19 protein-coding genes, 2 tRNA genes and 2 other RNA genes are annotated in these 22,641 nt (G+C 55.7%); 11 read left to right on the top strand and 12 right to left on the bottom strand.

Features of this window, described 5'->3' with window-relative positions; all coding sequences use genetic code 11:
* Positions 1-21 precede the first annotated feature (21 nt).
* Positions 22-1,659 carry an ABC transporter substrate-binding protein gene (locus ACRAWE_RS05995; protein ID WP_154746315.1) on the bottom strand — a complete coding sequence of 546 codons (1,638 nt, stop codon included), beginning with the start codon at positions 1,657-1,659 and terminating at the stop codon, positions 22-24.
* 694 nt (positions 1,660-2,353) lie between these two features.
* A complete protein-coding gene (locus tag ACRAWE_RS05990; RefSeq protein ID WP_015378089.1) occupies positions 2,354-2,998 on the bottom strand; it encodes a YchE family NAAT transporter in 645 nt (214 codons plus the stop codon).
* Positions 2,999-3,529: 531 nt separating this feature from the next.
* On the opposite strand from ACRAWE_RS05990, the gene adhE reads away from it, so the two are divergent.
* Entirely contained in the window at positions 3,530-6,202 is a 2,673-nt protein-coding gene (adhE, locus tag ACRAWE_RS05985) for a bifunctional acetaldehyde-CoA/alcohol dehydrogenase (protein WP_019452743.1), read from the top strand.
* 118 nt (positions 6,203-6,320) lie between these two features.
* On the opposite strand, the gene ACRAWE_RS05980 is transcribed toward adhE, so the two are convergent.
* Positions 6,321-6,905, bottom strand: a complete 585-nt coding sequence (locus tag ACRAWE_RS05980) for a thymidine kinase (protein ID WP_063918455.1) — start codon at positions 6,903-6,905, stop codon at positions 6,321-6,323.
* Between the two features lie 690 nt (positions 6,906-7,595).
* On the opposite strand from ACRAWE_RS05980, the gene hns reads away from it, so the two are divergent.
* The gene (gene hns, locus ACRAWE_RS05975) at positions 7,596-8,003 is read left to right on the top strand and encodes a histone-like nucleoid-structuring protein H-NS (RefSeq protein WP_004932170.1); all 408 of its coding nucleotides are present in this window, start codon (positions 7,596-7,598) and stop codon (positions 8,001-8,003) included.
* Positions 8,004-8,189: 186 nt separating this feature from the next.
* Here the strand turns inward: hns and ACRAWE_RS05970 are convergent, their stop codons facing one another.
* The 5 genes from ACRAWE_RS05970 to rssA form a co-directional block, all read right to left on the bottom strand.
* Positions 8,190-9,200, bottom strand: coding sequence for an NAD-dependent epimerase (locus ACRAWE_RS05970; RefSeq protein WP_019452745.1), 1,011 nt, complete (start codon positions 9,198-9,200; stop codon positions 8,190-8,192).
* Between the two features lie 9 nt (positions 9,201-9,209).
* Positions 9,210-10,553, bottom strand: a complete 1,344-nt coding sequence (locus ACRAWE_RS05965) for a UDP-glucose dehydrogenase family protein (protein WP_432525095.1) — start codon at positions 10,551-10,553, stop codon at positions 9,210-9,212.
* Between the two features lie 43 nt (positions 10,554-10,596).
* A complete protein-coding gene (gene galU, locus ACRAWE_RS05960) occupies positions 10,597-11,514 on the bottom strand; it encodes a UTP--glucose-1-phosphate uridylyltransferase GalU (RefSeq protein WP_432525094.1) in 918 nt (305 codons plus the stop codon).
* A gap of 213 nt (positions 11,515-11,727) precedes the next feature.
* Positions 11,728-12,741, bottom strand: a complete 1,014-nt coding sequence (rssB, locus tag ACRAWE_RS05955; protein WP_025159797.1) for a two-component system response regulator RssB — start codon at positions 12,739-12,741, stop codon at positions 11,728-11,730.
* A gap of 103 nt (positions 12,742-12,844) precedes the next feature.
* Positions 12,845-13,747, bottom strand: coding sequence for a patatin-like phospholipase RssA (rssA, locus tag ACRAWE_RS05950; RefSeq protein WP_432525093.1), 903 nt, complete (start codon positions 13,745-13,747; stop codon positions 12,845-12,847).
* A 117-nt stretch (positions 13,748-13,864) separates the two neighbouring features.
* Here rssA and ACRAWE_RS05945 point away from each other — a divergent pair, with 117 nt between their 5' ends.
* From ACRAWE_RS05945 to ACRAWE_RS05905, 9 genes are all read left to right on the top strand, one after another.
* Positions 13,865-14,329 carry a YchJ family protein gene (locus ACRAWE_RS05945; RefSeq protein WP_019452750.1) on the top strand — a complete coding sequence of 155 codons (465 nt, stop codon included), beginning with the start codon at positions 13,865-13,867 and terminating at the stop codon, positions 14,327-14,329.
* A 67-nt stretch (positions 14,330-14,396) separates the two neighbouring features.
* A complete protein-coding gene (gene purU, locus ACRAWE_RS05940) occupies positions 14,397-15,245 on the top strand; it encodes a formyltetrahydrofolate deformylase (protein WP_019452751.1) in 849 nt (282 codons plus the stop codon).
* Between the two features lie 176 nt (positions 15,246-15,421).
* Positions 15,422-15,506, top strand: a tRNA-Tyr gene (locus tag ACRAWE_RS05935).
* 189 nt (positions 15,507-15,695) lie between these two features.
* Positions 15,696-15,780: transfer RNA gene (locus ACRAWE_RS05930), tRNA-Tyr, on the top strand.
* 47 nt (positions 15,781-15,827) lie between these two features.
* A non-coding RNA gene (locus ACRAWE_RS05925) (RtT sRNA) lies at positions 15,828-15,954 on the top strand.
* Positions 15,955-16,004: 50 nt separating this feature from the next.
* Positions 16,005-16,128, top strand: a non-coding RNA gene (locus ACRAWE_RS05920) — RtT sRNA.
* Positions 16,129-16,240: 112 nt separating this feature from the next.
* The gene (locus ACRAWE_RS05915; RefSeq protein WP_019452752.1) at positions 16,241-16,813 is read left to right on the top strand and encodes a TIGR00730 family Rossman fold protein; all 573 of its coding nucleotides are present in this window, start codon (positions 16,241-16,243) and stop codon (positions 16,811-16,813) included.
* A gap of 100 nt (positions 16,814-16,913) precedes the next feature.
* Positions 16,914-17,720 carry an exodeoxyribonuclease III gene (xthA, locus tag ACRAWE_RS05910; RefSeq protein ID WP_063918456.1) on the top strand — a complete coding sequence of 269 codons (807 nt, stop codon included), beginning with the start codon at positions 16,914-16,916 and terminating at the stop codon, positions 17,718-17,720.
* Between the two features lie 43 nt (positions 17,721-17,763).
* Positions 17,764-18,165, top strand: a complete 402-nt coding sequence (locus ACRAWE_RS05905) for a pyrimidine (deoxy)nucleoside triphosphate diphosphatase (RefSeq protein WP_197668031.1) — start codon at positions 17,764-17,766, stop codon at positions 18,163-18,165.
* A 21-nt stretch (positions 18,166-18,186) separates the two neighbouring features.
* Here ACRAWE_RS05905 and ACRAWE_RS05900 read toward each other — a convergent pair whose 3' ends face one another.
* From ACRAWE_RS05900 to selD, 4 genes are read right to left on the bottom strand one after another with little or no spacing between them, the layout of a single operon-like run.
* On the bottom strand, positions 18,187-18,483 hold the full coding sequence (locus ACRAWE_RS05900) for a YnjH family protein (protein WP_063918458.1): 297 nt from the start codon (positions 18,481-18,483) through the stop codon (positions 18,187-18,189).
* Positions 18,480-20,405 carry a DNA topoisomerase III gene (locus ACRAWE_RS05895; protein WP_019452756.1) on the bottom strand — a complete coding sequence of 642 codons (1,926 nt, stop codon included), beginning with the start codon at positions 20,403-20,405 and terminating at the stop codon, positions 18,480-18,482. Before ACRAWE_RS05895 ends, ACRAWE_RS05900 begins: the two co-directional genes overlap by 4 nt.
* Complete coding sequence (mnmH, locus tag ACRAWE_RS05890) at positions 20,405-21,523, bottom strand: tRNA 2-selenouridine(34) synthase MnmH (RefSeq protein WP_019452757.1); 1,119 nt, start codon at positions 21,521-21,523, stop codon at positions 20,405-20,407. Before mnmH ends, ACRAWE_RS05895 begins: the two co-directional genes overlap by 1 nt.
* On the bottom strand, positions 21,523-22,566 hold the full coding sequence (gene selD, locus ACRAWE_RS05885) for a selenide, water dikinase SelD (RefSeq protein WP_019452758.1): 1,044 nt from the start codon (positions 22,564-22,566) through the stop codon (positions 21,523-21,525). Before selD ends, mnmH begins: the two co-directional genes overlap by 1 nt.
* Positions 22,567-22,641: the final 75 nt, after the last annotated feature.

Below are 22,641 nucleotides of genomic sequence, written 5' to 3'. Positions count from 1 at the left end.
TCGACGCGAGGAATACCCCTTTTACTGCTTGATAATGTACAGATTCTTAACGTCGGTATAGTCCAGCGGATCTTTGCCGGTGAACCCGCCCACCGTCGGTTTGATCAATCGCGCACTGACGCGGTAATAAACCGGGATCAACGCGGAGTCTTTATCCAGCTGCGCTTCCGCCTGCTGGTAGAGCGCGGCGCGCGCAGCTTCATCCGGCGCCTTCAACGTCGCGGCCATGATGGCGTCGAACGCCGGGCTCTTATAAAACACGGTATTGATGCTGCTGTTGGACAACACCAGATTCAGGAAGGCGCTCGGTTCGTTGTAATCCCCGCACCAGGTGGCGCGCGCCACGTCGTATTGCCCCTGATGGCGGCTTTCCAGCGAGGTTTTCCACTCCTGATTGCGCAGCGTGACGTCGGCGCCGAGATTCTTCTTCCACATCGACGCGGCGGCGATCGCCTGCTGTTTGTTTTGATCGGAGGTGTTGTACAACAGCGAGAATTTCAGCGGTTTGGCGTCGCTGTAGCCCGCTTCCGCCAGCAGTTTTTTGGCTTCGGCATTGCGCTGTTCCTGGCTCCATCCGGCCCACGCCGGCTGAGTGAAGTTGGCGCCTTCCGTGAAGGTCGGCGTAAAGCTGTAGGCCGGGATCTGCCCCTGGCCCATGATCTTGTTGGCGATGATGTCGCGATCCAGCGTCATTTTCACCGCCGCGCGCACGCGCGGATCGGTGAACGGCGCCCGCTGGTTATTGAGCTCGTAATAGAAGGTGCACAGATAAGGGTTAACGTGCAGCTGCTCGGGCACTTCGCGTTTCATTTTGACGTACAGATACGGCGGGATGGCGCTGTTGGTGATGTCGATCTCGCCGCTGCGGAAGCGGTTGACGTCGCTGACTTCCGAAGCGATCGGCAGGAAGGTCGCCTGATTGATCACCGTCTGCTTGTCATTCCAATAGCTCGGGCTGCGCACCAGTACGATGCGTTCGTTCACCACCCACTCTTTCAGGCGGTAAGCGCCGTTGCCGACATAGTTGGCGGGCAGCGTCCATTTGTCGCCAAATTTCTCCACCACCGCGCGTTTGACCGGCTTGAGCGACGTGTGGCTCAGCATGCTGATGAAATACGGCACCGGCTCGCTCAGGGTCACCTGCAGCGTCTGGTCGTCCAACGCCTTGACGCCGAGCGTCTGCGGGCTCTTTTTGCCGGTCAGGATGTCGTCGATATTCTCGACCTTGGTGTATTGCAGATAGCTGGCGTACGGCGAGGCGATTTTCGGATCGGCCAAACGCTGCCAGCTGTAGACGAAGTCTTGCGCGGTCACCGGGCTGCCGTCACTCCACACCGCGCCAGGGCGCAGGTGGAAGGTCCACTGCCGATAATCCTGATTTTCCCAGCGGGTCGCCGCCGCCGGCACCACATGCCCGTTGGCGTCGGTGCTCACCAGCCCTTCCAGCAGGTTAAGAATGATATTGCTTTCCGGCACCCCCTCGACCTTATGCGGATCCAATGAAGCCACTTCGCTGCCGTTGTTAATCACAATATTCTGCTGCTGCGCCAATTGGACGCCGGCTGGAACCTCAGCCGCCAAACTGCTATTTACGGCGCCGACGCTCAACGCGCCGCTAATCAACAAGGTCAAAGAAGTGCGCTTCAGGGTTTGCTGCATAATCGAGGCTCCTTTTCACCGACAAGCATCGCTTATCGAAGTTTGTGAAGTGTTTATAAGAATTCTAAATAAACGGATACCAGCAAAAATCATTCCCGTTTTTGTGGCGCATTTCAGTTAATTGACCACGGGAAAGTTGCTCGGAAATTAGCAGAAGCCAAATTCCATAGCCAATAAATTTTACGAAAATGTTAAGCAATTCTCTTTTATCGCACCAAGCCTCGTCCGCCCCCTGAGATCGGGGCCGCGTAAAGGCAATCTCATGACTTTGATTTTAAAGATAAAAAAACAAAAACCATTTCATTTGAAACCGTTAGTGCAATCTCACCGCCACACAAAGAAACATTCAGTTAACAATCTGGCCATTCAAAGAACAAACACCTGCCAATGGGGCGGTTAATCACTAATAACACCTGGATGAAAGTGAGACAAGCCCCACAGAATGATGTGATTAATTTAACAACAGCTTGACCGTTGAACGGGGGCAAAAATGGCAGAAATGGGGAAGGAAAAGTGTTTGAAATAATGCTTAGCGTTTTTTTTGAGCAGCAACATGAGATTTATGCAACATAAGAGTGCAACGGCTTAAATTTTATTCACTCCATGCACTATAATAATGCGAACTAATAAATAATTTAAATTTTAAAATTAACTTTAGCCGCGCCAATAGGCGAGACGCGGCTAAACGCGGCTATCACAACAGACCGGGGAATATCGCCTTAATGCCGGTCACGATAAATTCGATTCCAAGCGCCATCAGCAACAGGCCCATGATACGGGTGATTACGTTAATGCCGGTCTGCCCCAGCAAGCGTACCAACAGCGGCGCGGCACGGAACAACAGCCAGCAACAAAATGCGAACAAAGCGATCGCCACCGTGAAGCCGAGCAGGCTTTGCCAGTTGTGATAGCGGGAACTCCAGACGATGGTGGAACTGATGGCCCCCGGCCCCGCCATCAGCGGCAGCGCTAACGGCACCACGCCGATGCTCTCGCGGATCGCGCTCTCCGATTTTTCCTGCTTGTTCTGTTTGTCTTCCCCCAGCTTGCCGCTGATCATCGACATGGCTATGGTCACCACCAGAATACCGCCGGCGATGCGAAACGAATCGATAGAGATGCCGAACATGCGCAAGATCCCTTCACCCAGGAACAACGACGTCCACAGAATGATGGCGACCGACAGGTTGGCGGTCAGGTTGGTTTTGTTGCGCCCGGCTTCCGCCTGGTAGCTGGTCATGCTGATAAACACCGGCAAAATGCCGACCGGGTTGACCAGCGCAAACAGACCGACAAAGAACTTGATAAAGCCGGAAAGATCCAACAGAGATTGGCCCACAGATGGCTCCGCATTAATCGCTATGAAAAGGTGTGCTGCCTATGCGCGCTAATGTAATGGAATTGGCGCGGGTAATCCATCCGGCCCGAGCAGCATTTTTGACTGCCAGCAAGTTATGAGACGAAACAAATGCCCTTTGTTAAAGTGATGTATGGCCTTTTGATTTTTTGTGTTGAAAAAAGAGTCACCGCTCACAGTTATCAAGAATGATTCCCAACACCAGCAAGCTGAAAGGTGTCAGCTTGCACTTTTCATGATTTAGATCACAAATAAACTACCCAACAGTGGGTAAGCTCTTAGTCGTAGTCAGGGAGTAGAACAAAGTAGGTGGCCACATCGCCGGTTCCGTTCTCCTCACTGCCTGCCCCTCCGGTTGGCGTAGGGTAAAGCTCTTTAAGCAAATCAGCAGCATGCGAAGAAATAACGCGGGAAATCCCCGGTATTCGAATCACCGTTTATCCGCGTTATGACTATACTAGTGGCTCGCACGGCTTATTTACTGAAAGAGTTTAACATTATCAGGAGAGCATTATGGCTGTAACGAATGTCGCTGAACTGAACGAGCTTGTCGCACGTGTCAAAAAAGCCCAGCGCGAATATGCCAACTTCACTCAAGAGCAAGTGGACAAAATCTTCCGCGCTGCCGCCCTCGCCGCTGCTGATGCCCGTATCCCGTTGGCCAAAATGGCCGTGGAAGAATCCGGAATGGGTATCGTCGAAGACAAAGTGATCAAAAACCACTTCGCTTCCGAGTACATCTACAACGCCTATAAAGACGAAAAAACCTGTGGCATCCTGTCTGAAGATGACACTTTCGGTACCATCACCATCGCCGAGCCTATCGGTCTGATTTGCGGTATCGTCCCTACCACCAACCCAACTTCTACCGCGATCTTCAAAGCGCTGATCAGCCTCAAAACCCGCAACGGCATCATCTTCTCGCCACATCCGCGCGCGAAGAATGCCACCAACAAAGCCGCCGATATCGTGCTGCAGGCCGCTATCGCCGCCGGTGCGCCAAAAGACATCATCGGTTGGATCGATCAGCCTACCGTCGAGCTGTCCAACCAGCTGATGCACCACCCTGACATCAACCTGATCCTGGCCACCGGTGGCCCGGGCATGGTGAAAGCCGCCTACAGCTCAGGCAAACCGGCGATCGGCGTAGGTGCCGGTAATACGCCGGTGGTAGTAGACGAAACCGCAGACATCAAACGCGTGGTCGCCTCTATCCTGATGTCCAAAACCTTCGACAGCGGCGTCATCTGCGCCTCCGAGCAGTCGGTCATCGTCGTTGACTCCGTCTATGATGCGGTGCGCGAACGCTTCGCCTCCCACGGCGGCTACCTGCTGCAGGGTAAAGAGCTGAAAGCGGTGCAGGACATCATTTTAAAAAACGGCGGCCTGAACGCGGCCATCGTGGGTCAATCCGCGCCGAAAATCGCCGAGATGGCAGGCATTAAAGTGCCGGCCAACACCAAGGTGCTGATCGGTGAAGTGAAACTGGTCGACGAAACCGAACCTTTCGCGCATGAAAAACTGTCGCCTACCCTGGCGATGTACCGCGCCAAAGACTTCGAAGACGCGGTCTCCAAAGCCGAAAAACTGGTCGCCATGGGCGGTATCGGCCACACCTCCTGCCTGTACACCGACCAGGATAACCAAACGGCTCGCGTCGCCTACTTCGGCGATAAAATGAAAACGGCTCGCATCCTGATCAACACCCCGGCTTCTCAGGGCGGCATCGGCGACCTGTACAACTTTAAACTCGCGCCTTCGCTGACGCTGGGTTGCGGTTCCTGGGGTGGTAACTCCATCTCTGAAAACGTCGGACCTAAACACCTGATCAACAAGAAAACTGTAGCGAAGCGAGCAGAAAACATGTTGTGGCATAAACTTCCGAAATCGATCTACTTCCGCCGTGGCTCGCTGCCTATCGCGCTGGAAGAAGTGGCGACCGACGGGGCGAAACGCGCCTTCATCGTGACCGACCGTTTCCTGTTCAACAACGGCTATGCCGACCAGATCACCAAGGTTCTGAAGTCACACGGCATCGAAACCGAAGTGTTCTTCGAAGTAGAGGCCGATCCGACGCTGAGCATCGTGCGTAAAGGCGCCGAGCAGATGAACTCCTTCAAACCGGACGTCATCATCGCGCTGGGCGGCGGTTCGCCGATGGACGCCGCGAAAATCATGTGGGTGCTGTACGAACATCCTGAAACCCACTTCGAGGATCTGGCGCTGCGCTTCATGGACATCCGCAAGCGTATCTACAAATTCCCGAAAATGGGCGTGAAAGCGAAAATGATCGCCATCACCACCACGTCAGGTACCGGTTCAGAAGTCACACCGTTCGCGGTCGTGACCGACGACGCCACCGGACAGAAATACCCGCTGGCCGACTATGCGCTGACCCCGGACATGGCGATTGTCGACGCCAACCTGGTGATGAACATGCCGAAATCCCTGTGCGCCTTCGGTGGCCTGGATGCGGTGACCCACGCGCTGGAAGCTTACGTGTCGGTGCTGGCGAACGAATACTCCGACGGCCAGGCGCTGCAGGCGCTGAAACTGTTGAAAGAGTATCTGCCGGCCAGCTACAAAGAAGGCGCGAAAAACCCGGTTGCCCGTGAACGCGTGCACAACGCCGCCACCATCGCCGGTATCGCTTTCGCCAACGCCTTCCTCGGGGTTTGTCACTCCATGGCGCACAAACTGGGTTCGGAGTTCCACATTCCGCACGGCCTGGCCAACGCGATGCTGATTTCCAACGTCATTCGCTACAACGCGAACGACAACCCGACCAAGCAGACGGCCTTCAGCCAGTACGACCGCCCTCAGGCACGCCGTCGCTACGCTGAAATCGCTGACCACCTCGGTCTGAGCGCACCGGGCGACCGCACCGCGCAGAAGATTGAGAAACTGCTGGCCTGGCTGGATGAGCTGAAAACAGAGTTGGGCATCCCAACCTCCATCCGTGAGGCGGGCGTGCAGGAAGCGGACTTCCTGGCGAAGGTCGACAAGCTGTCGGAAGACGCTTTCGACGACCAGTGCACCGGCGCCAACCCACGCTATCCGCTGATTGCCGAACTGAAGCAAATCATGCTGGATACCTTCTACGGCCGCGAATTCAGTGAAACGGTAGAAGAGGAAGCGGCAGCACCGGCAGCTGCCAAAGCTGCGGTAAAAAAGTCCAAGAAATAACGGTTCCGTGAACCGATGAAAAAACCCGCCGAACGGCGGGTTTTTTATTGCGCCTGACGCGCTGTTTTCTGACCCCGCCGCCAAAGCGCCTCAGCCGGCCCTGGCGACGTTTTCGGCCCTACTCCAGGGAGTGAATCGCCTCTTTATAATGCTTGCGGCAGACAGAGACATAGCTCTCGTTACCGCCAATCACCACTTGCTCGCCGGCGTGCATCGCCTTGCCATTCTCATCCAACCGCAACACCATATTGGCTTTGCGCCCGCAGTGACAGATGGTTTTCAATTCCACCAGCTTATCGGCCCAGGCCAGTAAATATTGGCTGCCGATAAACAGTTCGCCGAGAAAATCGGTTCGTAAGCCGTAACACAATACGGGAATGTCCAGTTGATCCACCACGTCGCACAATTGTTCAACCTGTGCTTTGGTCAGGAACTGGCTTTCGTCCAGCAGCACGCAGTGCACCGGCTGCTGCTGATGCTCTTGCTGAATCATGGCGTACAACATCGAGTCATTGTTATAAAGCTGGGCCTGCGAGGATAAGCCGATGCGCGAACTGACTTTGCCCACGCCAAAGCGATGATCGATCTCCGCAGTGAACACCAGCGTGCGCATACCACGCTCTTGATAGTTATATGAAGACTGTAGCAGCGCGGTGGACTTGCCGGCATTCATCGCAGAGTAATAAAAATAAAGTTGAGCCATGGCCCCGCAACTCCGATGGTATAAGAAATATTCAAATGTTGATTAGGACGGCAAGTGTACCATAACCCGGCCCCGGGCTCAGCCCAAAGCGAGTGAATATTGCGTTCGCCGTAATAATGCGCTTTCAAGCGAAACATATCGTTCTGTCGGTATGTTCTTTTTACAGCTATTTACAGGATAATGTATGCCTGTCATCACTATTAATTCTTGCTAATGGTTATCACACATTAATGCACAGCCGCCCTTTACCCACCGCAGGCGCGGCAGCCGTGACGGCAGCTCTGGCTATTATACTGCGGCCAATATCGGGCATTTAATCACCTTCACAAGCCCCCCGACGTTTCCTGACGTGATCTTTACCAATATACCCCTATTGTTTACAATGTCTGCAGTGCCACGACGTGATTAAGCCCACAGAACTCATTGTAATATTGATATAAATTGCGGCGATAACTTATCGAGGAAAGCCTTGCGGCACGTATCTTTTAAAGCATGTCTGCTGAAATTTTGGCTTAAGCAAGATGAGGGTAATAGTTAACAGCCCTTCCTATTATTAGTCGTCCGGATCCGATTAACGGTTTCTTTAAAGGTAAATTTGAGTATTCATGTCAATTTGGCTATTGCAGAAAAGAAAAGAGCACTCTATTATTATCGAGACGCCCCCCACCAATATAATTTGAGACTAGGACAATGAGCGAAGCATTAAAGATTTTGAACAACATCCGCACTCTGCGCGCCCAGGCAAGAGAATGCACGCTGGAAACGCTGGAAGAAATGCTCGAGAAACTGGAAGTTGTTGTGAACGAACGTCGCGAAGAAGACAGCCAGGCTCAAGCAGAAATCGAAGAACGCACTCGTAAACTGCAGCAATACCGCGAAATGCTGATTGCTGACGGTATCGACCCGAATGAACTGCTGCAAACTATGGCTGCCAACAAGGCTGCTGGTAAAGCAAAACGCGCAGCACGCCCGGCTAAATACCAATATAAAGACGAAAACGGCGAACTGAAAACCTGGACCGGTCAAGGCCGTACTCCTGCGGTGATCAAGAAAGCTATCGAAGAGCAAGGTAAATCTCTGGACGATTTCCTGCTGTAATAGCGACGCAGTCCGTATCTGAAAGGCTCCCTTCGGGGGGCCTTTTCATTTTAAAGCTTATCGTTCGACTCCCGCCCTCTCTCGCCTTTTAGTAAATATCCTAATTCGTTTTTCCTTCTAGCATGAAATTTCAGTGAAAAAAAAGGGACCCTAAGGTCCCTTTATCGCATTCACACCCACGTTCAATTATTGAACCTGATAGAATGCCTTATACCAGTCAACGAAGCGCTTTACGCCCTCTTCAACACTGGTTTCCGGTTTAAAACCGATGTCACGATAAAGCTCTTCCGTATCCGCGCTGGTATCCATCACGTCTCCAGGTTGCATCGGCAGCATATTCTTACGGGCAGTCACCCCCAATGCCAGCTCCAATGCACGGATATATTCCATCAGTTTAACAGGCGTGTTATTGCCGATATTATAAACATGATACGGCGCGGAACTGGTCGCCGGCGATCCCTGTTCAACGGTCCATGACGGATCTGCCTGCGGAATAACCGCCTGCAGCCGTACAATCGCCTCAGCAATATCATCGATGTAAGTAAAGTCACGGTGCATTTCACCGTGGTTATATACATCGATGCTCTCCCCCGCCAATATAGCCTTGGTAAACTTGAACAGCGCCATATCCGGACGCCCCCAAGGACCATAAACGGTAAAGAAGCGCAGCCCCGTCGTAGGGAGACCGTATAAATGGGAGTAACTGTGCGACATCAGCTCATTGGCCTTTTTAGTTGCCGCATACAGTGACACCGGATGATCAACCGAATCTTCGGTTGCAAACGGCAGCTTGCGATTCAGGCCATATACCGAACTGGAAGAGGCATAGAGCAAATGCTCAACTTTATTATGACGGCAACCTTCCAGAACGTTTAAATGGCCGATCAGGTTAGCATCCGCATAAGCCAACGGATTGACCAACGAATAACGCACGCCGGCCTGAGCTCCCAAATGAATGACTCGTTGGAACTGATGCTCGGCAAACAATGCCGCCATACCTTCACGATCGGCCAAATCCAGCTTAATAAAGCGGAATCCCGGCTTATCCGCCAGTCTGTCCAGACGGGCCATTTTCAGGCCCACGTCATAATAGTCGTTCAGGTTATCAATGCCGACAACCTGATGACCGGCGGTCAACAAACGCTCTGCAACGTGATAGCCGATAAACCCTGCGGCGCCTGTAACCAGGAATTTCATGCCCACTCCTTAAATAACCGGTTTAATCGAGGCACCGCGGCCAATCGCGTAGTAGGTAAAGCCGCGATTCTGCAAACGCTCCGGATCGTACAGGTTACGTCCATCGAAGATCACCGGCTGCTTCAGTTCACTTTTGATCACGTCGAAGTCCGGTGCGCGGAAATTCTGCCATTCGGTGCAGATCACCAGTGCATCGGCGCCGTGCAGCGCAGCCTCTTTGGTACCCATCAGCTTCAAGTCATCACGCTGGCCATAGATGCGTTGAACTTCATTCATCGCTTCCGGATCGTAAGCCTGAACGGTGGCGCCGGCAGCCCACAGTTGTTCCATCAGCACGCGGCTGGAGGCTTCACGCATGTCATCGGTATTCGGCTTGAACGCCAGGCCCCACAGCGCGAAGGTTTTGCCCTTCAGATCGCTGCCGAAGTAGTCGTTGATAAAGCTGTTCAGCTTGTCTTTCTGTTGGTAGTTGACCTGCTCAACCGCCTGCAGCAGCTTCGGTTGGTAACCGATCTGCTCCGCCGTGCGGATCAGCGCCTGCACGTCTTTCGGGAAGCACGAGCCGCCGTAACCGCAGCCAGGGTAGATGAAGTGATAACCGATGCGAGAGTCGGAACCGATGCCCTGACGCACTTTCTCAATGTCCGCCCCCAGCATTTCCGCCAGATTGGACATTTCGTTCATAAAGCTGATTTTAGTCGCCAGCATGCAGTTAGCGGCGTATTTGGTCAGCTCCGCGCTGCGGATATCCATCATGATCATGCGATCGTGATTGCGGTTAAAGGGTTCGTACAGCTCGCGAATAGGTTCGATCACATCTTTATTATCGGTACCGATGACGATGCGCTCAGGACGCATGCAGTCTGCCACCGCCGCGCCTTCCTTCAGGAATTCCGGGTTAGACACCACGTCGAACGGCACATTGCTGCCGCGCTTCGCCAGCGTTTCAGTCATCACCTGGCGCACCTTGTCCGCCGTACCGACCGGCACGGTGGATTTGTCGATCACCACTTTGCGATCGGTCATGTGCTCGGCGATGGTGCGCGCCACCGCAGTGACATATTTCAGGTCGGCGGAACCGTCTTCATCCGGCGGCGTACCGACGGCGATGAACTGGATATTCCCGTGCGCCACGCCCGCTTTGGCATCGGTGGTGAAATGCAGGCGGCCGGCCTCATAGTTTTGCTGCACCAACGGGGTCAGGCCCGGTTCAAAAATCGGGATATTACCATTTTTCAGGTTTTCGACTTTTCGTTCGTCGACGTCGATGCACATCACGTCATGGCCGACTTCAGCCAGCACGGCGGCCTGCACCAGACCCACATAGCCAATACCAAAAACTGTTACTTTCATGTGAAAATCCTAGTTTTTCAAATTAAGCCCCAAGAGCTCTCAATTATTGCTTGTCAGCGGCAACAACCTGTTGCAGCCACTGAGAAAATTCTTTGCCCAGGCTGGCATGACGCATGCCGTATTCCACAAACGCCTGCATATAACCCAGCTTGTTGCCGCAGTCATGGCTCACGCCTTTCAGGTGATACGCTTCCACCGTTTCCTGCTGCATCAACATTTCGATGCTGTCAGTCAGCTGAATTTCATCGCCGGCGCCCGGAGGCGTTTTCGCCAGCAGCGGCCAAATATCGGCGGACAGCACGTAACGACCGACGATCGCCAGGTTGGAAGGCGCTTTATCCGGCGACGGCTTCTCGACCACGCTGACCATCGGCGCGCTTTCACCAGGCTGCAGATCGACGCCCTTGCAGTCGGCTACGCCGTAGTTTCCGACATCCTTATGCGGCACGGGTTCAACCATGATCTGGCTGACGCCGGTGGTTTCGAAGCGCTGCAACATCTCGCGCAGATTGTCTTTTTTCGGATCGGCGCTGTATTCGTCGAGGATCACGTCCGGCAACACCACGGCGACCGGCTCATCGCCCACCATCGGGTAAGCGCACATGATTGCGTGCCCCAAACCTTTCGCGTTCCCCTGGCGGACTTGCATCACGGTAACGCCTTTCGGGCAGATCGACTGAACTTCATCCAGCAATTGACGCTTGACGCGTTTTTCCAGCATCGCTTCCAGCTCGAAACTGGTATCAAAATGGTTTTCGATCGAGTTCTTGGAGGAGTGAGTGACCAGCACAATCTCGTTAATCCCTGCCGCAATGCACTCATTGACGACGTATTGGATCAGCGGTTTATCAACCAGCGGCAACATTTCTTTTGGAATGGCTTTGGTGGCCGGCAACATCCGCGTACCCAAGCCTGCAACCGGGATCACGGCTTTTCTGACTTTGCGATTTACAGCAGGCATTATTCCCTCTCTTAAAGCTAAAGCGCTCATTTTATGAGCTTGGGCTCGATATAAAAAAACCTTCGGAGTATACCAGCTTATGCGCGCCGAGCATTAGCCAGAACACAAATAGAAAACATTTAGGACTATTACCCGCTCTGATAATCGGGGGAATAAATAAACGGTTTAATTACCGATAAGTGAATAGCTTAAGATCTCGCCACTCGGCACCGATTATTCAGCGCTGAGCATCAGTCGCAATCGGCCTCCGCTCCCCCATACCTGACATTGCCAGGCAGTGCAGCGTTGGCTGATCTGATTCATGTAGGTGGCGCCCAGCGTACCCAGCGGCACGCCGTTGCTCAGCTGAATTTGATTGTCGCCGGTATTGACATTGGCGTGTAGCCCGGCGGAAACCAGAATCAGGTTTTTATTTTCGGCGTGATAATATCCCAGCAACAGCGGGAATTGCCCCTCCAATTTCCCCTGTCGCAATAATTGATTAACCTGCTTTAACAATGCCGACATTTGCGGCAAGCGATGTTGTTGATTAGCCAGATGGTCTTGCAGCAATCCATTAAATAATGCGCGCAACAGCAACGCCGCCAATACGCCATTATCGCCGGCGCGGGTGACGTCCAGACAATAGAACGCCAGATCCTTTTCTGACAGCGCTGCGATATCCAATACCAGGCCGGGATTCTCTCCCGTGGTCAACTGCCGATAATTGATCCGGCAATGCGCAATGGTCTGTTGTACCGGCGGCTGCAGCTGTTTAAGCAATTTAATCGCTTCGGAAGGATTTTTGCTCAACGCATCCCAATCTTGAAACAGCTCGACCTCTTCAATGGCTTGGGAGGTGAACATATTGGGATATAAACACGCCAACACCGCTTCACGCAGGCGATTCAGATCGGTCAGCGGCTTCAGCAACACATCCTGCACGCCCAGCCGCAATACCTTGGCGATGTCAGCCATCTTGTCGGTGGCCGAGATCACCAGCACCGGGATCTGCACCCCCTGCAGACGCAGGTGCTCGACAAATTCAATGCCGCCCATTTCCGGCATCGCGAGATCGCACAGAATCAGATCCGGCTTGAAATCATCCACGGCACTCAGCGCCTGCAAACCGTTGGTCGCTTCGCCGGTTTCTGCGCCCAGCGAGGTCAAGTACCCGACCAGCACGGAACGAAAAACCTGTTCGTCCTCCACGATCAAGATGCGCTTGTGAGTGAGTGGTAATGCCATCAGCCGAGCCTCGTCCCTTTCCATAGTGTAATAGTGGCTCAAAAAGGTCACTTATGCTCGTCTGAAACAGACCGACCGTGCATTGCCAACCGAGAACCGAGAATTATCTATTTTTTATCAACGGCAACAACCGATCCAGTTGTTTTTCCACCGCCAGCAGTCCCGCCTCGATCGCCTCTTCGGCGCGATGGAAATCCAACGTCGAAATCTGCGGACAGAAAGGTTGGATCAAGACGTCCGGCGGATCGCTCGCCATCCGCGTGCGTTTCAAACGATTTTCCAACATTTGAATCGACGTGCCCATAATCTCCATCGCCGTCGGCGCCGTCGTCGGTTTGCGCTGCCGCATTCTGCCAACCCGCTCTCGCAGACGCCCGCGCCAATTGCCTACGGGGGCATCATCCGCACTTTGGTCCTCACCGCGTACCGAGAACAGATCCTGCTGCATCAGATGCGCGTCATGCTGCAGATCGACAGCGATGACGATGTCGGCGCCGAGCGCCCGGCAGAGCGACACCGGTACCGGATTCACCACCGCGCCATCCACCAGCCAATAGCCGTCGGCCCACACCGGCGCCAACAGGCCGGGCATGCTGCAAGAAGCGCGCACCGCCTGATGAATATCGCCCTCGGTCAGCCACAGTTCGCGGCCGGTGCTGAGGTTGGTCGTCACGGCGCCGAACTTCAGCGCACACTCGGCGATGTCATTGATCTTCAACAGCTGCCCGACGGCATTAAATACGCGTTCGCCGCGCAGCAAACCGCCGCGCTGCCAGGAAAAATCCATCAACCGGATCACGTCCCAATAGCTGAACGACCGCACCCACTGCTCCATCGCCGGCAAACGATGGCTGGCGAACGCCGCGCCCACCAGCGCACCGACAGAGCAACCCGCAACGATATCGACCTCAATCCCCAGTTTCTTTAACGCATTAATCACGCCGATGTGGGCCCAGCCTTTGGCCGAGCCTGCCCCCAACGCCAGTCCGATCTTGATTTGCCGCATAGCGCCATCCTCTCGGTAAAGGGTTGCCTCTGCTTTCAGGGTAGATTGTCACCAACGAATATTGTTAGGTAACATATGCGCTAAATTCATTTTCTGCCTCGTCTTTCAGGAGTTATTTTGCCCGAATCATGCCCATGCGGCAGCGGACTGACCTACAACGCGTGCTGCGCCCTTTTTATCAATGGCAGCCAGCCGGCGCCGACCCCGGGTCAGCTGATGCGTTCACGCTTCACCGCCTACGTTAATCATAACGTCGACTATCTGATCGCCACCTGGCACCCCGATTGCGGCGCCGAAGCGTGGCGCAATGCCATCGTCGACAGTTTTAAAAACACCGAATGGCTGGGCTTGACGATCGTGGAAGAGAAAGCCGGCCATGAAGCGGATGAGGGCTTCGTCGAATTCATCGCCCGTTTTACCGACGGTGACAGCGGTACCCCTAAGGCGATGCATGAGCGCTCACGCTTCCTTCGCCGCGATCAACGTTGGTATTATATCGACGGTACCCAACCCCAGCCCGGCAGAAATGCAATTTGCCCCTGCGGCTCTGGGAAAAAATATAAGAAGTGCTGCGGGCGCTAGCCGGCCGGCGCTTCACGTTTATGCCTGCGCAGACAGGCCATTCAGTTCAGACAGGATCCCCAAGCTCATGCCACACCAAAATGTACAACGGAAAGTGTTACGCACCATCTGCCCGGACGCCAAAGGGCTGATCGCCAAGATCACCAACATTTGTTACAAGCACGAACTCAATATCGTCCAGAACAATGAGTTCGTCGATCACCGCACCGGGCGTTTCTTCATGCGCACCGAGCTGGAAGGCATTTTCAACGACAACACGCTGCTGGCCGATCTGGACAGCGCGCTGCCGGAAGGTTCACTGCGCGAGCTGCACAGCACCGGACGCCGGCGCATCGTGGTGCTAGTCACCAAAGAGGCCCACTGCCTGGGCGATCTGTTGATGAAAAGCGCCTATGGCGGTCTCGACGTTGAAATCGCCGCCGTGATTGGCAACCACGACACCTTGCAATCGCTGGTGGAGCGTTTCGACATTCCTTTCCACCTGGTGAGCCACGAAGGCCTGACGCGCGAACAGCACGACCGCGAAATGACGGCCAGGATCGATCAATATCAGCCGGATTATGTAGTGCTGGCCAAATATATGCGCGTACTGACGCCGGCCTTCGTACAACATTATCCGAATCAGGTGATCAACATTCACCATTCGTTCCTGCCGGCGTTTATCGGCGCGCGTCCTTATCACCAGGCCTACGAGCGCGGCGTGAAAATCATCGGCGCCACCGCCCACTACGTTAACGACAATCTCGACGAAGGCCCAATCATCATGCAGGACGTGATCCACGTCGATCACACCTACTCCGCCGAGGATATGATGCGCGCCGGCCGCGACGTTGAGAAAAATGTGCTCAGCCGCGCGCTGTACCAGGTACTGGCGCAGCGTGTCTTCGTCTACGGCAATCGCACCGTTATTCTGTAATCGCTCAATAAATCGGTGCATTTCGTTCAGGGATGCACCGCCAAGAATAAAAAAACGGCAAACGATTCATTTTCTGCATTTCAATGCTTTACACATCCGCTTCATTTGATATGATGCGCCCCGCTTACCGAGACAGCGCTCTCGCAAGCAAGGCCAGTTAAATAGCCATGTAATATGGTGGGGTTCCCGAGCGGCCAAAGGGAGCAGACTGTAAATCTGCCGTCACTGACTTCGAAGGTTCGAATCCTTCCCCCACCACCATCTTCTCTTTGTTGATGAACTTGAAGCGAAAGCTGAAATCTCATTAAACGCTGAGGGGGAGGATGAGAAGCTTCGACAAGGTTCGAGCCGAGCGTAGCGAGACAACGCGCTTTAGCGCGGTAATCCTTAGAAGCACACAACAGGAATTTAGCCCATTCCTTAAAAAATCAGTAAATCCATGAATATCATGGTGGGGTTCCCGAGCGGCCAAAGGGAGCAGACTGTAAATCTGCCGTCACTGACTTCGAAGGTTCGAATCCTTCCCCCACCACCATTCCTTGCACAAAACTCCAAAACCCACTTAAAGCACATCACATCCATAATGCTCCGTACTGGGGAAGGATGAGAAGCTTCGACAAGGTTCGAGTCTCACGCAGTGAGACAACGCGCTTCAGCGCGGCCCGCAGGGTGAGTCGCGCAGCGACGAATCATCCTTCCCCCACCACCATTCCTTGCACAAAACTCCAAAACCCACTTAAAGCACATCACATCCATAATGCTCCGTACTGGGGAAGGATGAGAAGCTTCGACAAGGTTCGAGTCTCACGCAGTGAGACAACGCGCTTCAGCGCGGCCCGCAGGGTGAATAGCTCTCGTATCAATAAACTCAATTTATCTCCCTTTATCGCCGCTTTCACCTTGATGTTTTATCTCCACACTCCCAGCAGTAACTTGAACTCCGGCCGACAATTCGCTATACCACTGGCTTCTTTAGTGCAGTAAGGAACAGGTGGATGCGAAACAATATTTGCGTTTTTTGTGGCGCCAGCGAAGGCGTCAACCCCGCTTATGCCGAGCAGGCCCGTCAACTGGGGCAACTGCTGGCCGGACAGGGGCGCCGGTTGATCTACGGCGGCGGCAAAAAAGGGTTGATGGGCATCGTGGCGGACGCCGTGTTGGCCGCAGGCGGTGAAGCTGTCGGCATTATCCCTGAGCGCCTGGTTGAAGCGGAAACGGCGCATCGCGGCCTGACCGAGTTGGAAGTGGTGCCTGACATGCATACGCGCAAAGCCCGTATGGCGGCGCTGGCGGACGGTTTTATCGCCCTGCCCGGCGGCATCGGCACGCTGGAAGAGCTGTTTGAAATCTGGACCTGGGGACAGATCGGCTATCACAACAAACCGGTCGGCCTGCTGAACGTTAACGGGTTCTACCGCCCACTGAGCCAGTTCCTCGAACATGTCGCCGATCAGGGCTTCATGCGTCACGACTATCTCGGTACGCTGCACATCAGCGAATCGGCGCAAACGCTGCTGCAACAGTTTGACGACTATCAGCCTAAAAATTACGACCGCTGGGCGAAATAACCGGCTGCGCAGTCAGCGGGCCCGCCGCTGTCTGCGTTACATTTCCCGCCAAACTCTGCTACTATCACAGCACATTTTTCTCGTGAAAACGGCACCGCTCATGAAGTTTGTCTCTTTTAATATCAATGGACTGCGCGCGCGTCCGCACCAGTTGGCGGCAATTATCGAGCAGCACCAGCCCGACGTGATCGGTCTGCAGGAAACCAAAGTTCACGACGACATGTTCCCGCTGGAAGAAGTCAGCCAGCACGGCTACCACGTGTTCTATCACGGGCAAAAAGGCCATTACGGCGTGGCGCTGCTGACCAAAGCGGAACCGTTGGCTGTACGCCGCGGCTTCCCGACCGATGAAGAAGACGCACAGCGTCGCATCATCATGGCCGATCTGGCGACCCCGCAGGGTACGCTGACGGTGATCAACGGCTACTTCCCGCAGGGAGAAAGCCGCGATCACCCGATCAAGTTCCCGGCTAAGACGCGCTTCTATCAGGACCTGCAAAACTACCTGGAGCAACAGCTGTCGGCAGAATCCCCGGTGTTGATCATGGGCGACATGAACATCAGCCCCAGCGATTATGACATCGGCATCGGCGAAGACAGCCGTAAACGCTGGCTGCGCACCGGTAAGTGCTCCTTCCTGCCGGAAGAGCGCGAATGGATGGATCGCCTGCTGAACTGGGGCCTGGTGGACACCTATCGCCACGCCAACCCGGAGCGCAATGACGAGTTTTCGTGGTTCGACTATCGCTCAAAAGGCTTCGACGATAACCGCGGCCTGCGCATCGATCTGCTGCTGGCCAGCACCCCGCTGGCTTCGCGCTGCATCGCCACCGGCATCGACTATCAAACCCGCGGCATGGAGAAACCTTCCGACCACGCGCCGGTTTGGGCGGAATTTACGCTGTAACCCATCACCCCGGCGCTCGCCGGGGTTTTACTTTGTGAAGCCAATGAAAATTATCGACGTGGTAGCCGCTATTTTGGAACAGAACGGCCGCATTTTGCTGGCCCAGCGCGGCCCAGGCAGCGATCAGGCCGGTCTGTGGGAGTTTCCCGGCGGCAAGGTTGAGCCGGGCGAGAGCCAGTCAGAGGCGCTGGCGCGCGAGCTGGATGAAGAATTGGGGATTTGCGCCCGTGTCGACGCCTATGTGGGCAGCAATCAGTGGCAGCAAGGCGAACGCGTCATCCGGCTGCACGCCTGGCGAGTCGTGGATTTCTCCGGCGAACTGCAACAGCGTTGCCACTCGGCGCTGGTCTGGGTCACGCCGCAACAGGCACAGGAATTCACTCTGGCGCCCGCCGACGTTCCACTGCTGGCGGACTATATCGCCGCGCAAAGCGATGCACGCTGAGCGCGGCAATAGGTTACATCGTCACTTTTTCAGGCGCACCCAAATCAAGGGGTTGGTGCCGATGGTGTTGGGCTCACGCACGCACTGCAGCACCTCCCCCTCCACTTTGAGCACCGCGCCTTCGGAATAGTTTTGATTCTGGTAGACGCAGCAACGGTTGCAGGGCTGCGCCGGCGGCGGATTGACGCCGTTTTTCGCCGTACCCCAGATTTCTGGAGAGACCGGCAACACCACGTCCACATCGCCACGGTTGGCGGCGGCCTGGCCGGAAAACGCCAGCGCAGCGGCGGCCAGCAATCCCATGAGTCCGTGCTTCATTCACTCTTCTCCTGCGCCTTACCGGCGCTTTTTCTGCGTTTTTTGCCCCCGCTGGCAGGCGGCGGTGGCAATCCACGAAACGCCATGCTCGCCCGGCTCTGCTTGGCCTGATAAATCAGCTCTTGCAGCGTGCCGACCAACGGCTGCATAAAGTCCTGATAACGACAGGATTTCTCGCTGATTTGCGTCAGCGTAGCCTCCCAGTTGGCCGTCATATCAGGACGAGCAGCAAGATCCGGCAGCGAGTGAATCAACGCGCGCCCGGTTTCGCTGGAGTGAATATAGCGCCCCTTCTTGTACAGAAACGCCCGCTTGAACAGTAATTCGATGATCCCCGCTCGCGTCGCTTCCGTCCCTAAACCATCGGTCGCTCGCAGGATTTTCTTTAGCGCTTTATCTTGTACGAACCGCGCGATGCCGGTCATGGCCGACAGCAGGCTGGCGTCGGTAAACGGCCGTGGGGGCTGGGTCTGGCGTTCTACCACTTCACCGCGCTCGCACAGCAGCTCATCATCTTTAGCCACCACCGGCAGCGGCGCACCTTCGTTTTCCTCGTCGCGCTCCTTGCTGCCCAACAGCGTACGCCAGCCGGCTTCCGCCAGGAAACGCGCCTTGGCGATAAATTTGCCGCCGGCGATATCCAGCTCGATCACGCATTTGCGGAATACCGCATCCGGACAAAACTGCATCAAGTACTGACGTGCCACCAGCCCATACACGTTCCGCTCATCCTGCGTCAGGTTGACCTTGCCGGCGCGGGCGGTGGGAATAATGGCGTGGTGGGCATCGACCTTTTTATCGTCCCAGCAGCGGTTGCGGCGATCGCTGTCGATCACCGGCTGCGGGTACAGCTCAGGTTGATGTACGCTGATTGCGTTTAGCACCGCGTGACGGCCGGCGAAATGCTCTTCCGGCAAGTAACGGCAGTCGGAACGCGGATAGGTGATCAATTTGTGGGTTTCATACAGCCGCTGGCAAACATCCAGCACCTGCTGCGCACTGAGGTTATAACGCCGGGCCGCTTCGATTTGCAGCGTAGAGAGCGAAAATGGCAGCGGTGCGGTATCTGATTCCCGTTTATCATTATAGGCGGTGACCAGGGCCGGTTGGCCTTCGATGCGCTTAACCACGTGCTCCGCCAACGGCCGATGCAGCAAACGCCCCTCTTCATCCTGATAAGGCTCGCAGGATTCGCTGGGCTGCCACAGCGCCACAAAGCGCTCTTCTTTCGGCGTGACGATGTGCGCTTTGACCTCGAAGAAGTCTTTCGGCACAAAGTTTTCTATCTCTTCGTCGCGCCGCACCACCAACCCCAGCACCGGCGTCTGCACCCTGCCCACCGACAGCACGCCGTCATAACCGGCATTGCGGCCCAGCAGCGTATAGGCGCGGGTCATATTGATGCCATAGAGCCAGTCGGCGCGCGAACGCGCCAGTGCGGACACGCACAGCGGAATGAAATCACGGTTGTCGCGCAGGCGTTCGACAGCACGCTCCACCGCCTGCGGGTTGAGATCGTTGATCAGACAGCGGCGCACGTTCTGGCGCTTTTCTGCCGTCAAATCCAGATAGTCCAGCACCTCATCCACCAGTAACTGCCCTTCGCGGTCCGGGTCTCCGGCGTGCACAACTTCATCGGCTTCGAGCAGCAACTTTTTAATCGCATTGAGCTGTTTGCTGACCGAAGGGCGCGGCTGCAATCGCCATTTTTCAGGAATGATCGGCAGATCCGCCAACGACCAACGCGCATAGCGGCTGTCATAGGCGTCAGGCTGGGCCTGCTCCAACAGGTGACCAACGCACCAGGTCACCACATCGTTGTTGCCGCAGGCGATATAACCGTCGCCGCGGCGATGCGGCTTGGGCAATACGTCGGCAATGGCGCGCGCCAAACTCGGTTTCTCGGCTATGAACAGTCGCATTATTCACCGTTTTTCTGGCTGAACGTCATCAAGAATTCTCTTACTTCTGCATAGTTCCCGCGGAAGACGATCCGCTGGGCTTTCTTTTCCAACTGATAGCAATACATCGGATCGTAGTACTGCTGCAACAGGGGCGCCAACCATTCGCGGTGCGCGTCGCCCTGGCCGCTGAGGCGCTGTATCCGCAACGCCGCTTCGAGTCGCAGCGTCAACTGCTGGAAACGCTCCAGCCCCAGACGACGGCGTATGGCGAACAGGCCATGGTGCAAATAGTCGTCGTATTGCCGCCAACCCTCTTCTGCACCATAGGTTTGTTCGAACTGTTCGCGCATGCCGTCGATATATTCCGCCTGCAGGCGCGCCAGGCGAATGTCGAACGGATCGTCGATCACCGCTACCGGCGCCTGCTGCATGCCATTGAACAACGGCAACGGCAGATTGTTGCTGCCGATGATCCGCCCTTCGTCTTCCAGCACCCAACGGCGGCTGCCACCATGCTGTTTTTTCAGCAATAACACAGCCAGACGATTCTCAAAATCGATCTGCGAGCTCTGGCCCGCCAGCGTTCGGCCAAAAGATGAACCGCGATGGCGCGCCGCGCCTTCCAGATCGACGCCATCGGCCAGTTCGTTGACCAGCAGCGTCTTGCCGCTACCGGTATTGCCGCCGACCAGGGCCATCGGCAGCTCGGCGCTTTGCGCCAGCACGCCGAGCAGATAATTGCGCAGCGCCTTGTAGCCGCCGACGATGCGCGGGTAGTCCACGCCGGCCTCATGCAACCATTGCTGCACCAGTTGCGAGCGCAACCCGCCGCGGAAACAGTAAATATAGCCTTCGGGCCGCTGCGCGCAGGCCGTCAGCCAGGCGGTAGTGCGCTGTTCGCGCAGTTTGCCGTTCACCAGACTGTGGCCGAGCGCAATCGCCGCTTGCTGGCCATGCTGCTTATAGCAGGTACCGACCGCCTGCCGCTCGCTGTCGACCATCAGCGGCAAATTCAGCGCCTGGGCGAAGGCGCCCTGCTGGAATTCAATCGGCGCACGCACGTCAATCAGCGGCACGTCCTGCAGGAAAATGCGTGGGTAATCGTCGCTGTCCGGCCTTCCTTGCACGTTGGACACTACTCGACCTCGATCAGCGGCTTACCGGCCGAGGCCGCATGCAACTCGCCGATGGCGTTGAGCGTGATGCCATGCTGCTCGGCAATCGCCAACACCTGCGCTTCCGCCTCGGGCAGCACCGCCAACAGCAGCCCGCCGGAGGTCTGCGGATCGCACAGCAGCTGGCGTTGCAGGTCGCTCATCTCACCCACCAGATGGCCATAGCTGTCGAAGTTGCGCCCGGTGCCGCCCGGCACGCAGCCCTCGGCGATGTACGCCTCGACGTCCGGCAGTTTCGGCACCCGATCGAACCAGACCGTCGCCTGCAGACCGGAGCCCTGACAAACTTCGCTCAGGTGGCCCAACAGGCCAAAGCCGGTGATGTCGGTCATCGCCGTGACGCCCGCCACTTCGGCAAAGTCGGCGCCCGGTTTATTCAGGCGGCACATCACCTCCGTCGCCAGGCCCTGATGCTCCGGGCGCAGCTTGCTTTGTTTTTCGGCGGTCGTCAGCACGCCGATGCCGAGCGGTTTAGTCAGATAGAGTTTCGCCCCGGCCTGTGCGGCGCTGTTTTTCTTCACCCGCTCGGTATTGACCACGCCGGTGACCGCCAGGCCGAAAATGGGCTCCGGCGCATCGATGGAGTGGCCGCCGGCCAGCGCGATCCCCGCCTGCTGGCAGGCGAAACGGCCGCCGTCGATCACCTGCTGCGCCACCTCCGGCGGCAGTTTGGCGATCGGCCAGCCGAGAATGGCGATCGCCATGATCGGTTTACCGCCCATGGCGTATACGTCGCTGATGGCGTTAGCGGCGGCGATGCGGCCGAAATCGAACGGATCGTCGACGATCGGCATGAAGAAGTCGGTGGTGCTGATGATGCCGACGCCGTTGCCGATGTCGTACACCGCCGCGTCGTCGCGGGTTTCATTGCCGACCAGCAGGCGCGGATCGACAAATTTTTCCCGCTCGCTGTGCAAGATGGTTTCGAGAACTTTCGGTGAGATTTTGCAGCCGCAGCCAGCGCCATGGCTGTACTGGGTTAAACGGATCGCTGGCGATGTCATAGTCCACTCCCTTCGATAACGGCACTCAAGATAACATAGGGTAGCGCTTGCCGAGGGGATTGATAAGAGCGGGCC

This window comes from Serratia sp. BFP-2025 (assembly GCF_050880365.1).
Taxonomy (GTDB): domain Bacteria; phylum Pseudomonadota; class Gammaproteobacteria; order Enterobacterales; family Enterobacteriaceae; genus Serratia; species Serratia surfactantfaciens.
The sequence above is the reverse complement of the archived record's forward strand: the minus strand, read 5'-3'. Positions and strand labels throughout refer to the sequence as shown.